The sequence below is a fragment of the Micromonospora sp. WMMA1923 genome, from assembly GCF_049179195.1.
Lineage (GTDB): Bacteria > Actinomycetota > Actinomycetes > Mycobacteriales > Micromonosporaceae > Micromonospora > Micromonospora yangpuensis.
On record NZ_JBMHLZ010000001.1, the window covers coordinates 3,022,984 to 3,039,311 of the forward strand.

Annotated in this window: 14 protein-coding genes; 7 read left to right on the forward strand and 7 right to left on the reverse strand. The window is 70.6% G+C overall.

Annotated elements, in window-relative coordinates; genetic code table 11:
• Positions 1-4: 4 nt before the first annotated feature.
• The 7 genes from ACN28G_RS13645 to ACN28G_RS13675 form a co-directional block, all read right to left on the reverse strand.
• Complete coding sequence (locus tag ACN28G_RS13645) at positions 5-244, reverse strand: hypothetical protein (protein WP_091439627.1); 240 nt, start codon at positions 242-244, stop codon at positions 5-7.
• The gene (locus ACN28G_RS13650) at positions 244-1,431 is read right to left on the reverse strand and encodes a helix-turn-helix domain-containing protein (protein ID WP_421479273.1); all 1,188 of its coding nucleotides are present in this window, start codon (positions 1,429-1,431) and stop codon (positions 244-246) included. Before ACN28G_RS13650 ends, ACN28G_RS13645 begins: the two co-directional genes overlap by 1 nt.
• Complete coding sequence (locus ACN28G_RS13655) at positions 1,424-1,588, reverse strand: hypothetical protein (protein WP_421479274.1); 165 nt, start codon at positions 1,586-1,588, stop codon at positions 1,424-1,426. Before ACN28G_RS13655 ends, ACN28G_RS13650 begins: the two co-directional genes overlap by 8 nt.
• 166 nt (positions 1,589-1,754) lie before the next feature.
• Complete coding sequence (locus ACN28G_RS13660) at positions 1,755-2,903, reverse strand: helix-turn-helix domain-containing protein (protein WP_421480904.1); 1,149 nt, start codon at positions 2,901-2,903, stop codon at positions 1,755-1,757.
• Positions 2,904-3,044: 141 nt separating this feature from the next.
• Positions 3,045-3,815, reverse strand: coding sequence for an rRNA methyltransferase (locus ACN28G_RS13665; protein WP_421479275.1), 771 nt, complete (start codon positions 3,813-3,815; stop codon positions 3,045-3,047).
• Positions 3,816-3,961: 146 nt separating this feature from the next.
• Positions 3,962-4,606 carry an alpha/beta fold hydrolase gene (locus tag ACN28G_RS13670; RefSeq protein ID WP_421479276.1) on the reverse strand — a complete coding sequence of 215 codons (645 nt, stop codon included), beginning with the start codon at positions 4,604-4,606 and terminating at the stop codon, positions 3,962-3,964.
• A 144-nt stretch (positions 4,607-4,750) separates the two neighbouring features.
• On the reverse strand, positions 4,751-5,473 hold the full coding sequence (locus ACN28G_RS13675) for a DUF4352 domain-containing protein (protein ID WP_421479277.1): 723 nt from the start codon (positions 5,471-5,473) through the stop codon (positions 4,751-4,753).
• 307 nt (positions 5,474-5,780) lie between these two features.
• Between ACN28G_RS13675 and ACN28G_RS13680 the strand changes: the two genes are divergently transcribed.
• The 7 genes from ACN28G_RS13680 to chvE all read left to right on the forward strand — a co-directional run bounded on the left by ACN28G_RS13680 (position 5,781) and on the right by chvE (position 16,300).
• Positions 5,781-6,596, forward strand: coding sequence for a DUF72 domain-containing protein (locus tag ACN28G_RS13680; RefSeq protein WP_421479278.1), 816 nt, complete (start codon positions 5,781-5,783; stop codon positions 6,594-6,596).
• Between the two features lie 48 nt (positions 6,597-6,644).
• Entirely contained in the window at positions 6,645-8,240 is a 1,596-nt protein-coding gene (locus tag ACN28G_RS13685; protein ID WP_421479279.1) for an LLM class flavin-dependent oxidoreductase, read from the forward strand.
• A gap of 186 nt (positions 8,241-8,426) precedes the next feature.
• Positions 8,427-9,650, forward strand: a complete 1,224-nt coding sequence (locus tag ACN28G_RS13690; protein WP_421479280.1) for a S8 family peptidase — start codon at positions 8,427-8,429, stop codon at positions 9,648-9,650.
• A gap of 52 nt (positions 9,651-9,702) precedes the next feature.
• The gene (locus tag ACN28G_RS13695) at positions 9,703-11,022 is read left to right on the forward strand and encodes a LacI family DNA-binding transcriptional regulator (RefSeq protein WP_421479281.1); all 1,320 of its coding nucleotides are present in this window, start codon (positions 9,703-9,705) and stop codon (positions 11,020-11,022) included.
• A 312-nt stretch (positions 11,023-11,334) separates the two neighbouring features.
• Positions 11,335-13,320, forward strand: coding sequence for a family 43 glycosylhydrolase (locus ACN28G_RS13700; RefSeq protein ID WP_421479282.1), 1,986 nt, complete (start codon positions 11,335-11,337; stop codon positions 13,318-13,320).
• Between the two features lie 642 nt (positions 13,321-13,962).
• Positions 13,963-14,970 carry a LacI family DNA-binding transcriptional regulator gene (locus ACN28G_RS13705; RefSeq protein WP_421479283.1) on the forward strand — a complete coding sequence of 336 codons (1,008 nt, stop codon included), beginning with the start codon at positions 13,963-13,965 and terminating at the stop codon, positions 14,968-14,970.
• Between the two features lie 187 nt (positions 14,971-15,157).
• Positions 15,158-16,300: a multiple monosaccharide ABC transporter substrate-binding protein gene (gene chvE / locus ACN28G_RS13710; RefSeq protein WP_421479284.1), complete on the forward strand. Its 1,143-nt coding sequence runs from the start codon at positions 15,158-15,160 to the stop codon at positions 16,298-16,300.
• Positions 16,301-16,328 lie beyond the last annotated feature (28 nt).

Sequence of the window (16,328 nt, forward strand, 5' to 3'; positions counted from 1 at the left end):
GGTCTCACTCCTGCTGCTGCCGGTTGTCCGGGTCGCCTGTGGTCGGCGCGGTGCCGACGCGCCAGAGGCGGACCTGGCTGACCGTCCGGATGACGTCGCGGGCGGCGTCGGCGATCCGGCAACCGGTGCTACGGCAGGTGGGGCAGCGTCCGTCCGGCTCCGGCTCGTGTTGTCGGAGGATCTGGCGGGCGGTGAGGATCAGTCGGTTGTGGATCTGGGCCAGAGACAGGTTCGGGCCGGTCATCAGCCGATGCCGAGGCGGGTCGCGAGGTGGGTGATGGTGGCCGGCACGTCGGGTTCGTGGGCGATGCGGGCGAGCAGGTCGCGGCCGGCGGGTCGGTGGCGCACCTCGGCGGGTGCGGTCCGGTCCGCCTCGGCGAGGATGCGGCCGGCGGCATATGGGTCGTTGGTGTGCAGATGGGCGCGGGCGGTGTCGATCAGGTGCGCGGCGCGGTGTTCGGTGGGCAGCCACCGCCAGCCGTCGCGGCGGATACCGCTGTCGTGCCAGGCGATGGCCTGCCCGGCGTCGCCGAGGTCCACGGCTGCGGTGGTGCGGGCCAGCGCGACGGCGGTCGGCCCGAACCCGGTCCGGTGATGGTCGAGGCCGTCACCCACCTGCGCGGCCAGGGCGGCGGCCTCGTCCAGGAGGTCCGCTGTCGTGCTGTCGTCGCCGTCGGAGGCGGCGGCCAGGGCCGCCTGCACCAACAGGGTGCCGCAGAGAGACAGGTGCGGGCCGTCACCGTGCTCCGGCGGAGCAACACGGTACGCGGCGGCCAGCATCGCCGACTTCGCCACCCGCACCCGCCCGGCAGCGCGTAACACCTGCCCGAGCTGCACCGCGGCAGCCGCGACGAGGGTCCGGTCGCCGGTGGCGACCGTCATCGCCCGGTCGGCGGCCAACCAGGCCAGATCCGGCTCCCCGAGCTTGACCAGAACAGCGGCGGTGACCCGGTAGACCTGCACCAACGGGACCCGCCCACCAGCGGAATCGGCGGCGTGACAGTGATGGGCATCGGTCAACAGGCCGGGCAGCAGACCGAGCAGGTGCCGGTACCGGGCGTACTGGAACGTCGTCCAGGCGTGCGCGACCTGCCGGGCCATCCGATCGGCCGGCAGCACCGGCCGAGCCCCCGGCGGCCGACCGAGGGGGATCTCGTACCGGGACAGGGCCGACCGGACACCTTCCAACTCCTCGGCCCGAGTGGTCACCTCGACGGGGCGGGCATCGCAGCCGAGCAGCACTGCGGTGTCGATGCGCAACACGGCGGCGACGTCCTGGAGCGTGGAGACCCTGTCCAGGGCCCGGACCCCACGCTCGACCTTGTCCACCCAACTCTTCGACTTCCCGAGCCGATCGGCGAACACCTGCTGCGACAACCTGCGCCGAGCCCGCCAGTACGCCACCCGACGCCCCACCGGCAACTCACTCACGACCACGCCGCCTGCGCCGGTCCGGGACCACCCGGGTGGTCTCCTCGACCGGAATCCGCTCCGCCTCCGCCAGATCCAGAATCCGCTGGCGGGCCGCCTCGTGCTCAGCCGCCTGCACCCGCTCACCAAGACTCTGTTCCGATTTCTCGTCACCCATTGCCACTCCCGCTCGAAGGGGGCGCGGCGGCGTGCTTGTGGAAGGACCGTCACTGCCGCGCCAGCTCAGGGGCGCGACGGCAGCCACTCACACCGTCGCACCGTGATCGAGACGCTACGGAAGGCACAGGCAGTCAACGGAACACTTACGCACCATCATCAGACGACTACGGAGTGGCAAGACTCATGCGTTCGCAGAGACCCCGCAACTCCGGTGAGGTCGCGCCCCGGCGCAGCAACGAGCGCACCGTCTCCCGAGCCGACGTCGACGACCGGGCGTGCTGCGGGCCCACCCGTTCGGCCGCCAGCAGCATTCGCACCGCGTCCCGGTCCCGACCGAGGGCGTCGGCGGCCCTGCTCTGGTCGAGCCAGAAGTACACCTGCCGTACGGCCGGCAACCCGGCCACCGCGACACCGGTGGCCGTCCGCATCGCCAACTCCGGGCGACCGGTGTCGAGCTGGAACGCCATCCGCCACAACGCCACGTTCCGGGGACCCCAGGCGAGATCCCAACCATCGGTCTCGCCGGTATGGGCCGCGATCCGCGCCGCCTCGATGAGGTGATCCTCGGCTTCGACCTGGTTCCGCAGGCCGGCGAGATGATGCGCCCGTGCCAGATGCAGGAACCCGAGCACCGCCAGCGCGCCATCCGCCCCGCTGCCGGCCAGGTCAGCACCAGCCGCGTCACACCACGCCCGCGCCGGCCCGTACGCCCCGGAGTAGGCCGACACCCGGGCCCGGTTGGCCGCCGCCACCCCTGCCGCCACCGGATCGTCGAGCAGGGCCGCAGCCTCGGCACAACGCTCCGCCGCCAGCCAGGCATGGGCCGGATAGCTGACGTTCAGCAGGGAACCCATCGCCACCCCGTAGACCGGCACCATCTCCCGCAACGCAGTCCGCCGGTCGGCCAGAGCGTGCATCGCCGGCACCAGATCCACCAGCCGGCGCAGCGCGCCCGCGTAGTCGCACCGGCCGTACAGGTCGCGCACCAGCGCGGCCTCCCGGTGCACCTGGTCGACGGTGACCGGCACCGCGCGCCGAACGGTCAGCGGCGTGTCCATCATGATCCGCCACACCCGCTCCGCGTCGATCCGGGCGGCGTCGAGCTGCCGATCAGCCGGTGTGTACGGCTGCCCGGTCAGATCGACTACCGAACACTCCAGCGCAGCCGCGAGATCCACCACCATGTACCGGTCGGTGCGCTGCTGTCCCCGCTCGATCCGCAACCAGGACGTGTGCGAGATGCCGGCCCGACCGGCGGCATGCCGGACGCTCCACCCACGCAGCTCACGTCGAGCCCGGATGCGATCACCGATCGACGGGTCCACAGGTATCGGGCGACGAGGCATCAGCGAGGCTCCCTGGTAGTGGGCTGGCCAGCGTCGATACTGGCCTTCGAGCGACCAACCGCCACTGCGGACGGTACACCCGAACCTCACTCACAGCACGCATCGACGCTACGGTGCGGAGGCGCCGGCCACCGCTGGTTGCAGGGCCCTGGCCCGAACCAGCACCGTCGCCCGCGTTCCGATCTTGAACCGTGCCGTGGCACGGACACCCGCGGGGAGCCCGACGCGGCGTCCCCGTGTCGTCAACGCGACCATGGTGTCGGCGGGGAGCACCGACCCGAGCGTCCCCAGCAGGCCGGAAAGGCCCGCCTCCTGAGGTGCGCCCCGCCACGAGGTCTGCTCGCCGTACGGCAGGTCGGTCAACACGAGCCCCGGCGGTGGTGACGCGGTCAACAGAGCGGACACCTGCTGCTGGTCGAGGGCGTCGGCCGCTCCGACCACATGGGGAAGGTCGCCGCCCCCCTGGGCGAGCAGTGCCTGCAGGCGTCGAGAAGCCTCGGCGGATTCCCGGTAGGAGGGCCGGCCGAACCGGCGAGCCAGGTCCTCCAGCTCGGCGGTCCGCCTCCGCATTCCCTCGGCGGACAGGAGAGCCAGGTTCGCTCGGGCGAGCCGGAGCGGGCCATCGGCGATGTCCGAGGCGACAACTGCCGCGATCTTGTCCCGATGCAGCAGGCCCAGCACGGTGAGCAGATAGCCGCCACCACAGCAGGGATCCCACACGGTCAGCGGCCGGGACTGCCCCAGAGCGTGCCACGCGCGGAGGAACACCTCCGAGGCGAGGCGGACAGGAAAGGCCGGATGGCCCGGTGCCGAACGCAGCACCGCCCCGCTGGCCAGGTCGGAGTAGTCATGTCGCTCCGCCACGAACCGATAGGTCATCACACCTCCGAACAGCCACCACTGCCCACGCCACATATCTCAGGCATCGATGTACGTCTACTGTGCCACGCGACCCCGGTTTCGTGGTCAGCACGACCCAACCGTCAACCGGCGCGGCATCGCACGAGATCGAGCAGCCGGCGTCGTCAGCAGGATAGATAGGCGATCAGCCGGTCGGCGAGTTGTTTCGGGTGGCTGAGCGCCACCGCGTGGCAACCGTCCATCTCGTCCGGGACGATGCCGAGCCGATCGGCGGCCACTCGGCGCTGGAAGTCCACCGGGAAGAACCGGTCCTCGCGGGCGATCAGCACTCTGGTCGGCACGGCCGGCCAGGCCTCCAGCGGCCACGGCTCGTCCCACTCGGCACTGACCTGCTCCCGGTTGTGCGCCGCAGCCGCCGCGACGATCTCGGCCGGCACGCCCTGGTAGAACTGCTGCTCCTCGCTCAGTCCCTCCGGGCCACGGTGTCCGGTGTCGTCCCACCACTGGCCGGGACGCTCACCGGGCTTCGGGATCATCGGTGTCAGCAGGACGATCAGCCGCACCGGCAACCTCTCGGCGACCAGCGGCGCGGTGAGGGCACCGTACGAATGGCCCACCACCACGAGGTCTCTCCGGTCACCGACCGCGTCCACGACGGTCTGGCGGAACTCGGTGAAGCCGGCCGACCTGTCCCCGATCGGCAGCTCCGGCACCACCACGTCGTGACCTCGACCGGACAACTCCGGAACCACCAGATGCCAGTCCCAGGCGCTGCCCCCGCCGCCATGGATCAGAACGAACGTCGCCACACCCGCAGCCTCACACCCCGGTACGACACCGACGCGTAACCGGTGGCACGCTTTCAGGTGCGTGGCGAGTGAAAGCGTCTCGCTACCGAAGAAGGGTGCTGCTTGCTCCACGTGAAGCAGACAGCACCCTTCCATCGGCTCTGGTCAGAGTGTGACGACGGCGTCCTCGGCGAAGGTGAACAGGCCCGCGTCAAAGATGATCTTCTTCAGTTTGACGCCCTTCGGCACGTCGAAGAAGACGTTCGCGCGCACCGCGTTACCAGGGTTGATCTCGCTGAGGAAGCCCTGCGCGTCGTCGTTGCCGTACATGGCGGCCACGCCGTCCGGCTTGTACTCCCGCTTGTCGGCATCCTCGGCCCGCAGCACGTTGTCCGCGTGGAACATCTGCGCCTTCTTGGTCACGTTCTTCGCCGTGACGGCGACCCGACAGAAGGAGCCCTGGGCCTTCTTGTTGAGGAATTCGTTGCCGACCTGGGCGAGACCGCACTTCATGCCGTGCACGGTGAACTGGAAGTCGCCACCGCGTACCGGATCTCCGACGCCGTAGGTCTTTGGCTTGTCCTCCTCGACCGGCTTCTTCTCGACGGGTTCGTCCTTCTTGGGTTTCTCTTCCGGAGCCGCCGCGCGAGCATCGGCATTCTGCTTCGACGCTTCCGGAACGGGAGCGGCGGCATTGGTGGTGTCGGTGTCACTCCCGCCGGAGGCCACCATGGCGATTCCGCCACCGCAGCACAGGACCACGACGGCCGCCACCCCGACCAGGGTCGGCACGACCCAGCCCTTGCGTCGGGGGGCCGGCGGCACCGGTTGCGGCGTCCAGCCCTGGGCGGGCATCGGGGCGTGCGGGGGCTGGTCAGGCATGGACATTGCGGGGAACTCCCAGATTGGTCAGTCGCCCCTGAAGGTCGAGGCGGTCCGCACGACCGTGTCACGTCGCCCCGACCACTGACAGGACTGTTTGTTTCCTGTTCTGGGGCCTTCCGTTCCGCCACGTCGGGCCGTGTCGGGAAGCATCGATCCGGCCGGCGATCACGCTGGCAAAAGGACCGCTCGTCCCGCAGCCGATCCGCCGGTCAGGGCCGCCCGTTCGGTCGTACGTCGTGGCTCTGTCGTACCGTGACGGCCAACCGGTAGTGAGGGGTGGCGGCGGATGCGGCTTCGGGTGGGGTGCGCGATGTGGACGCACAAGGCCTGGCCGGGGCACGCGTTGCCGGCGCAGGAACGCCTGCGGGACTACGCCGGCTGGTGCACCGCCGTCGAGGGCAACACCACCTTCTACGCCACCCCGACCCGACAGACGGTCGAGTCGTGGGCGCACCAGACCGGGCCCGACTTCCGGTTCGTGCTCAAGCTGCCGAAGGTGGTCACGCACGAGCGTCGTCTCGGTGCCGTCGACGAGGAGTTGCGGATCTTCCTGGCCGCGATCGAGCCGCTCGGTGAGCGCACCGGGGCGCTCTGGATCCAGGTGCCGGGCTCGTTCGGCCCCGACGACGTGCCGGTGCTGGCCCGGTTCCTGCGGCGGGTGCCCCGCGACTACCGGTACGCCGTGGAGGTGCGCCATCCGGCCTTCTTCACCGACCCCGACGCGGCGCGGCTGCTGGAGGAGGCGCTCGCGGTCGCCGGCGCCGAGTGGGTTCCGTTCGACACCACCGCCTTCTTCGCCTCCCCGCCGACCAGCGACGCCGAACGTGACGCCTGGACGAAGAAGCCCCGGATGCCACGCCGGTCGGTGGCGTTGACCGACCGGCCGATCGTGCGGTACCTGGGGCGCGACGACACCGCGCGGACGGTCGAGGGCTGGCAGCACTGGGTCGGGGTGGCGGCCGGGTGGCTGCGCGAGGGCCGCAGCCCCACCGTGTTCGTGCACACCCCGGACAACGCGGACGCGCCGGTACTGGCCCGCCGCTTCCACGACGAGGTACGCGCCCGGGTGCCCGAGCTGGCCGCCCTGCCCGACCCGGTGCCGGTCGAGCCGCCGACCCTCTTCTGACCGACCGGCTATGGTTGATTCGTCAACCAAGTCTCGGAGGTACCCCCCGTGACCGACTACGGGCATGAGCTGCAGTTCGGAACGTTCCTCACCCCGCGCGCCGACCGCGCCGACGAGGTCGTCGCCCTCGCCCAGCTCACCGAGCAGGTCGGACTGGACCTGGTCACCGTACAGGACCACCCCTACCAGCCGGCGTTCCTGGACGCCTGGACGCTGCTGTCGGTGGTCGCGACGAGCACCGAGCGGGTCCGGGTCTCGCCCAACGTGGCCAACCTGCCGCTGCGCCCGCCGGCCGTGCTCGCCCGCGCGGCGGCCAGCCTCGACCTGCTCAGCGGGGGCCGGGTCGAGCTGGGCCTGGGCGCCGGGGCCTTCTGGGAGGCGATCGTGGCCAACGGCGGCCCGCAGCGCACCCCCGCCGAGGCGGTGCAGGCGCTGGAGGAGGCGATCCGGGTCATCCACGGGATCTGGGGGCGCTCCGGGCGCAGCGTGAAGGTCGAGGGCAGCCACTACCGGGTCACCGGGGCCAAGGTCGGCCCGGCCGCCGCCCACGACATCGGCCTCTGGGTCGGGGCGTACAAGCCGAGGATGCTCCGGCTGGTCGGCCGGCTCGCCGACGGTTGGCTGCCCAGCCTCGGCTACCTCAGGGTCGAGCAGCTGCCCGAGCTGAACGGGATCATCGACGAGTCGGCCGAGCGCGCCGGCCGCCGCCCCGCCGACGTGCGTCGCCTGCTCAACATCAACGGCAGCTTCGGCCACGACGGGAACGACAACGGCGGTCAGGCCATCACCGGCAGCCCCGGGGACTGGGCCGAGCAGCTGGCCGAGCTGACCCTGACCCACGGGATCGGCACCTTCATCCTGGGCAGCGACGACCCGACCGACATCCAACGGTTCGGGCTGGAGGTCGTACCCCAGGTCCGGGAACTGGTCGACGCGGGCCGGACCGGGACCGTCGCGGCCGGGCCCGGGACGGACGGGCCGGGCGAGCAGGACCGCGGCACGGCCGTGACCGCAGGTCAGCCGGCGGCGGTGGCGCGGGAGATCCCCGGCCTCGGGGTGACGCCGACGCCCGACGACGGCCGGCGGCACAGCGACACGACCGTCTGGGACGAGAGCACCCGCCCGAGCGGGCCGCCGCCACCGGCGGGTCACGTGTACTCCGCCCGCGAGCAGGCCCAGGGCCAGCACCTGGTCGACGTGCACGACCACCTCCGGCGGGAGCTCGACCAGGTGCGCGACCTCGTCGACCAGGTCGAGGCGGGCACCGTCGGGGTGGCGGCGGCCCGCTCGCACATCAACCAGATGACGATGCGGCAGAACAACTGGACCCTCGGCACCTACTGCGAGTCGTACTGCCGGGTCGTCACCACCCACCACACCCTCGAAGACGCCACCATGCTGCCGCACCTGCGTCGCGCCGATCCGCGGCTGGAGCCGGTCACCCGACGGCTGGAGGAGGAGCACCACGCCATCCACGGCGTCATCGAGGGCCTCGACCGGGCCCTGGTGGCGCTGGTCAGCGGCGACGGCGACCTGAAGGGCCTGCGCGCGGCGGTCGACCTGCTGACCGACACCCTGCTCTCCCACCTGTCGTACGAGGAACGCGAACTGGTCGAACCCCTGGCCCGACTGAGCTTCCAGTAAAACGGACATCTATCTGGGTCACTGCCGTTGAGTACACTGTGGGCGGTCGGCGCGGCCACAACCGGGCCGACCGCCAGCCGGAACGGCCCCGCCACGCCCGCTGGCCCCTCCTGGAGATCGGCACCGTCGTCCCACCGACCCCGAGGCGGTCCCGCCCGGGGCCACCCCCCCCGGTGAGGAGAAACGATGACCAGTTCACCTCTGCGGGTCCGGCTGCTCGCGCTCGCCCTGGCCGGCACGCTCGGCGGCGCACTGCTGCCGGCCGCCGCCGCGAGCGCCGCCGAGGGCACCATCGGCCACGCCGACACCGCCGACGCCGTCGCCGGCAGCTACCTCGTCCGGCTGCGCGACACCCCGGCGAGCGCGTCGGCCGGTGCGGCCGACACCGAGGTCACCCGGGTCGCCGACCGGCTGCGGGCCCGCTACGGGGGCACCGTCGGCCACGTCTGGCGCAACGCCCTGAAAGGCTTCGAGGTACGCCTGCCGGAGCGGGCCGCCCGTCGGCTGGCCGCCGACCCGGCGGTGGCCGCGGTCGAGCAGAACCAGCGTACGGCCCTGCTCGCCCCGGGCGTGCAGCCCAACCCGCCGTCCTGGGGGCTGGACCGCATCGACCAGCGGTACCTGCCCCTGGACGGCCAGTACGCGTACCCGAACACCGCGCCCAACGTGCACGTGTACCTCGTCGACACCGGGGTCCGGGCCACCCACGTCGACTTCGGCGGCAACCAGGTAAGCGGCGGCATCGACCTGGTCGACGGGGCGCTGCCGGCGGCCGACTGCAACGGTCACGGCACCCACCTCGCCGGCACCATCGGCGGCACCGCCCACGGGGTGGCCAAGGACGTGCGGATCCATCCGGTACGGGTGCTCAACTGCACCGGCAGCGGCACCACCGCCACGGTGATCGCCGGCATCGACTGGATCACCGCCAACGCCGTCCGACCCGCCGTGGTGGAGTTGGCCATCGGCGGACCGGCCAGTACGGCGCTGGACGCGGCGGTGACCAACTCGCTCAACCGGGGGATCACCTACGTCACCACCGGCGGCAGTTCCGGCGGCAACGCCTGCAACTTCTCACCGGGGCGGGTGCCCGGCGCGCTGACCGTGGTGGGCACCTCGGCCACCGACGCCCGGCTGTCCAGTGGCAACTACGGCAGCTGCATCGACCTGTTCGCCCCCGGCGCGAACATCGTCTCCACCTGGCACACCGGCGACACCGCGGTCGCCACGATCAGCGGCGGCTCGACGGCCTCGGCCCACGTGGCGGGCTGTGCCGCGCTGGCCCTGTCGGACAATCCGACCTGGACCCCGGCGCAGGTGGCCAGCTACCTGACCGGCCGGGCGACCACCAATGTGGTCTCCGGCGTGCCCGGCGGCACCCCGAACAGGTTGCTCTACTGCGGCCCGTGAGGCCGGGCGCCACCCGGCGCAAAGAAACTGCGATTGTCGATACGATGACTCCATGCCAACTGGCTCCAGGCCCGGCCGGCGGGCCCGTGGCGAGATCGAAGAGCTGCCCAGCGGTTCGCTGCGGGTACGGGTGTACGCCGGGATCGACCCGTCGAGCAGGCGGCGGCGCTACCTGACCGAGACGGTGCCGGCGGGTCCACACGCGCGCGAACGGGCCGAGACGGTGCGCGCCCGACTGCTCGACGCGGCGAGCCGGCAGCCACGGACCCGGGTCCGGACGCAGCCCGATCGGGTGCCGACGCCCAGGGTGGGGCCCGAACCGTTCGTCCGGCCGGCGCCGGAGGCGCAGCCGCGCGGGTGGCGGCGGGGAGAGATGACGCTGACCATGATCGGCCGGCTGGCGGACGTCTCCCCGCCGACGGTGTCGAAGGTGCTCAACGGGCGCTCCGGGGTGGCCGCACAGACCCGCGCCCGGGTCGAGGCGGTGCTGCGGGAACACGGGTACCGCCGGCCCGGCACGGTCACGCCGAGTGCCACCGTGGAGGTGGTCTTCTACGGCATGCAGAGCAACCTCGCGGTGGCGATCATGCACGGGGTGGAGCGGGTCGTGGGTGGGCACCGGCTCACCGTCGGCTTCACCGACGCCCGCCGGCAGGTCTCCGAGGGCAGGTACTGGGCACACGACCTGTTGGTCCGACGCCCGACCGGGGTGATCGTGGTCCACCTCGGCTTCACCTCCGAGCAGCACGCCCTGCTCGCCGCGAGCGGGATCCCGCTGGTGGCGTTGGATCCGACGGGTGAACCGCCGCTGCACACCGTGCCCTCGGTGGCAGCGACCAACTGGAGCGGCGCCTTCGACGCCGCCCGGCACGTGCACGCACTCGGGCACCGACGGGTCGCCGTACTCACCGGGCCGACGGAGCGGTTGTGTGCCAAGGCCCGCCTGGACGGTGCCCGGGCCGCCCTGGACGCCGCCGGCTGCGGGCTGGATCCACGGCTGGTGCGTACCGGGCCGTACTTCTCCTTCGACGACGGGCTGCACCTCGGCCGGGAGTTGCTCCGCCTGCCCGAGCCACCGACGGCGATCCTGTGCGGCAACGACCTGCAGGCGCTCGGTGTCTACGAGACGGCCCGGCAGGCCGGTATCCGGATCCCGCAGGACCTCAGCGTGGTCGGCTTCGACGACATCCCGGCCACGAGCTGGTGCGGACCGCCGATGACGACCGTGCGGCAGCCGTTGCGGGAGATGGGGGAAACCGCTGCCACCATGGTTCTGGCCCTGGCTGCCGACGAGCGGCTCGCCACCACCCGCATCGAGTTGTCCACCACCCTCGTCGCCCGGGACAGCACCGCCGCCCCGCCCGCCCGTTGACCGAAAAACGCCTGGCCAAGACGCCGACACGAGATGATCACACTTGATGATTGTCTATGTTAACGATAACAGATATGCTCGGCGCCAAGGAGCCCCGGGCAGGCTCCGGTCCGCAGGCGCCGCTATCCCTCGGGTTTCGGCCGTCCTGACTCAGACGGCATCGACCACGGTGAGAACGTCCGGGTTCACCCGTCGACGCCGCCGAGCACCCCCTCGGCAACGCGGTCACCGGTCACCAGCTGACGGCCCAGCCTCCCGGCACGCCGTCACGACCGGGCACCGGGCCGGCTTTCCGCTAGTGGAAGGAATCCGATGAGAAGACGTTCGCGACTGCGGCTCTGGCTCGCGTCGAGCCTGGCGCTCGCCGTCAGTGCCGCCGGCGCCGTCACCGCTGTCTCCGCCCAGGCGGCGGTCGCCTGCCGGGTCACCTACACCGTCACCAACCAGTGGCAGGGTGGCTTCGGCGCCAACGTCATCGTGGACAATCTCGGCGACCCGGTCAACGGTTGGCGACTGACCTGGTCCTTCGCGGCCGGGCAGACGGTCGGTCAACTGTGGAACGGCACCGCGACGCAGTCCGGGACCCAGGTCACCGTCACCGGTGCCGACTGGAACCGCGACCTGGCCAGCGGAGGCAGCGCCAACTTCGGCTTCAACGGCACCTGGACCTCGTCGAACCCGGTACCCACCAGCTTCGCCCTCAACGGCGTCACCTGCACCGGCACGACCAACCCGACGACTCCCCCGCCCAACCCCACCACCCCGCCACCGACCACCCCACCGCCCACGACCCCGCCGCCGTCGGGGAGTTTCACGAATCCGGTGGTGTGGCAGGACTTCGCGGATGTGGACATCATCCGGGTCGGGGACGTGTACTACATGTCGGCCTCCACCATGCACTACTCCCCGGGTGCGCCCGTCCTGCGTTCCTACGATCTGGTGAACTGGGAGTTCGCCGGGCACTCGGTGCCCCGGCTGGACTTCGGCACCAAATACGATCTACCCGGCAACGCGCAGGCCTACGTCGACGGGATCTGGGCCTCGACCCTGAACTACCGGCCGTCGAATCGGACGTTCTACTGGGCCGGGTGTATCGACTTCGCCCAGACCCACATCTACACCGCCACCGCCGTGGACGGCACCTGGAACAAACACACCACCATCCCGAACTGCTACTACGACGCCGGGATGCTCATCGACGACGACGACACCATGTACGTCGCCTACGGCAACGGCCGCATCAGCGTCGCCCAACTCTCCGCCGACGGCCGCACCCAGGTCCGCAACCAGCAGGTCTACCAAACCCCCACGAACATCGGCACCCTGGAAGGCGCCCGCTTCTACAAACGAAACGGCGCCTACTACATCTGGCTCACCCGACCCGCCAACGGCCAGTACGTCCTCAAATCCACCAACGGACCCTTCGGCCCCTACGAACAACGCCAGGTCCTACTCGACCTACCCGGCCCCATCACCGGCGGCGGCGTCCCCCACCAAGGCGGCCTCGTCCAAACCCAGACCGGCGCCTGGTACTACATGGCCTTCACCGACGCCTACCCCGGCGGACGCATGCCCACCCTCGCCCCCATCACCTGGACCGCAGACGGCTGGCCCCAAGTACAAACCGTCAACGGACGCTGGGCCACCACCTACCCCAACCCCCTACCACTACGCCCCGTCAAACCCCTCACCGGCACCGACACCTTCACCGGCACCACCCTCGGCCCCCAATACGAATGGAACCACAACCCCGACAACACCCGCTGGAGGGTCAACAACGGCCTCCACCTCACCACCGCCACCGTCACCAGCGACCTCTACAAAGCCCGCAACACCCTCACCCACCGCATCCAAGGCCCCACCTCCACCGCCACCATCGAACTCGACCACACCGGCATGCGCGACGGCGACCGGACCGGCCTCGCCGTCCTACGCGACACCTCCGCCCACATCGGCCTCAAACGCGACAACGGCACCACCAGAATCGTCATGACCAACGGCCTGACCATGAACACCAACTGGGACACCACCAACACCGGCACCGAACAAGCCAGCGCCCCCATCACCGGCACCCGCATCTGGCTACGCGCCACCGCCGACATCCGACCCGGCACCGGCCGACAAGCCCGCTTCTCCTACAGCACCAACGGCACCACCTACACCCCCCTCGGCAACGCCCTCACCCTCAACAACAACTGGCAATTCTTCATGGGCTACCGCTACGCCATCTACCACCACACCACCGGCCAACTCGGCGGCCAAGTCACCATCCGACAATTCACCCAAACCACCCCCTGATCAGCGGAGGCGTCACAGCCGAGGCTCCCGGTGGTGCCACGTCGCGACGAACGGCGCGACACCACCGGGAGATCACGGCGATGGAGCCATTCCTGGAGCAATTCCGGGCTGTTGGCTCCACGAACCTTGGGTTCCCCACGCCTGGTCGACGCGTGCGGAGCCGCGCCCGCAGCGGGCCACCTGCCTCGGTCGAGCGCCTTCACCGGGCCCGGAAACCAGCCCTTGTCGCTTCCGACATATTTCGGTAACATCCGGCTCGATCGATAGCTCGGCTACTCCGCCCCACTCCCCGACCACTCCGGCTCCGCCCGGAATCCGGCAGGCCGCCCGCCGGAAACGAGGCCAGGGGGCGTACCCGACCGGTCGCGCCGGTCCGTCGAGAAAGGAAGGTGCCGCCCACCACCACCCGCGTCGCCCCACCCGAGCCGCACCGCCCACCGATGATGACGAACGTCACGGGACGCGAGCGGCAATCGGTCGTGCCGTGCGGTCCCCGGACAGCGCTACGCCGCGTACACTTTCGCTGATCTAGCGTTGTCCACGGTGGTGTGCCCGGACCCGCCGTCGGCTTGCCGTCACGGCGGCCGGACCAGGCACCTCCGTCGTCGACAGCTCGCGGCGGCGGACGGAGAGTGGGCTGCGATGACCGTACGCGTTCCCGCGATGCGGGACGTCGCCCGCCTGGCTGGTGTCTCCCACCAGACCGTGTCGCGCGTGCTCAACGGGCATCCCCACGTCCGCGAGCAGACCCGGGTACGGGTGCAGGCCGCCATCGCCGAGTTGCACTACCGCCCGAACCGCGCAGCCCGCGCGCTGGTCACCGGCCGGTCGCAGGTCATGGGCGTGGTCGCGCAGAACACCACCCTCTACGGCCCGGCGTCCCTGCTCTCCGCCTTCGAGCTCGTCGCCGCCGAGGCGGGTTTCGCCGTCAGCGTGGGCAGCGTCCGCAACCTGGACCGGACCTCCATCGCCGAGGTCGTCGAGCGGCACCTGGCCCACCGGGTGGCCGGCATCGTGGTGATCGCGCCGGTGGAGTCCGCCGGTGAGGCGCTCGAGGTGCTGCCCACCGGCATCCCGCTGGTCACCGTGGACGGTGATCCCCGACGGCCGGTGCCGCTGGTCACCGTCGACCAGGTGGAGGGTGCCCGGCTGGCCACCCAGCACCTGCTCGACGCCGGTCACCAGACCGTCTGGCACGTGTCGGGCCCGGCGGACTGGTTCGACAGCGCCGGCCGGATCGCCGGCTGGCGGCAGGCACTCCGGGCGGCCGGGGCCGAGGTGCCGCCGCTGATCCAGGCGGACTGGTCGGCGGAGTCGGGCTACCGCTGCGGTCAGTTGCTGGCCAGGATGCCCGCGGTGACCGCGATCTTCACCGCCAACGACCATCTCGCGCTGGGTGTGCTGCGCGCGCTGCACGAGCACGGCCGGCGGGTGCCGGACGACGTCAGCGTGGTCGGCTTCGACGACGTCCCCGAGGCGGCGTACTTCATTCCGCCGCTGACCACCGTGCGGCCGGACTTCGACGCGGTGGCGGCGGCCAGTCTGGACCTGCTGATGGAGCAGATCGAGTCCGGCAGCAACCGGGCGCTGCGGCACACCATCGCCCCGACGCTGATCACCAGGGACAGCGTCGCCGCACCACCGAGCTGAGGCGAACGGGCCGCCGTTCAGACTGCCCGGCCGCACGGTGGATAAATCCACAAACCTCGACCTTTGTTACGGGAATGTGACCCACAGATTGCGAGGGCACTATTGACCTTCAATTATGTGAGCGCTAACACTGGCCCAGATACGGCGTCGGTGCGGCCGGCGGCGAAGTCCTGGGGAGGAGAAGCCCGTGCGCAGAAAGTTCTTGGCAGCTCTCGGCGGCGTCGTCCTGGCGTTCAGCATGGCGGCCTGCAGTGGTGACGGTGCCGGCAGCGGAGGTGACACCGGCGACAAGGCCCCCGGGGACCTGACCATCGGCGTCTCGATGCCGACGCAGACCTCGGAGCGATGGATCGCCGACGGCAACTCGGTCAAGGAGAAGCTGACCGCCAAGGGATACAAGGTCGATCTCCAGTACGCCGGGGACGACATCCCCACCCAGTCACAACAGATCGACCAGATGATCACACAGGGTGCGGACGTGCTGATCGTCGCGGCGATCGACGGCACCGCGCTCAGCGGCCAGCTCCAGGCGGCGGCGGAGGCGAAGATCCCGGTCATCTCCTACGACCGGCTGATCCTGCAGAGCCCCAACGTCGACTTCTACGTCAGCTTCGACAACTACAAGGTCGGCGTCGCCCAGGCCACCGCGCTCCTGGCCGGACTCGGCCTGCAGAACAAGGACGGCTCGAAGGGCACCGCCACCGGGCCGTTCAACATCGAGATCTTCGCCGGCTCCCTCGACGACAACAACGCGCAGTACTTCTTCAACGGCGCGATGGAGACGCTCAAGCCCTTCCTCGACAACAAGTCACTGGTGGTCAAGTCGGGCCAGACCAGGATCGAGCAGGCGGCAATCCTGCGCTGGCAGCAGGAGACCGCGCAGCAGCGGATGGAGAACCTGCTGACCTCGACCTACAACGACGGCACGACGGTCGACGGGGTGCTGTCGCCGTACGACGGGATCTCCCGGGGCATCATCACCGCCCTGCAGAACGCCGGCTACGGCGCCTCGGGCAAGAAGATCCCGGTCATCACCGGCCAGGACGCCGAGATCGCCTCGGTCAAGCTGATCAACGACGGCGTGCAGAACTCGACCATCTTCAAGGACACCCGGCTCCTGGCCGAGCAGGCAGTCGTCGCGGCGGAGGCGTTCCTGCAGGAAAAGCAGCCGGAGGCCAACGACACCACGACCTACAACAACAAGGTCAAGGTCGTGCCGTCGTACCTGCTGCCGGTGGTGACCGTCTACAAGGAGGACATCACGAAGGCGCTTGTCGACTCCGGTTACTGGACGGCCGAAGAGGTCGCCTCCGGTCAGGCCAAGGGCTGACGGCGCTGCCGGGTGCGACGCCGGCGGG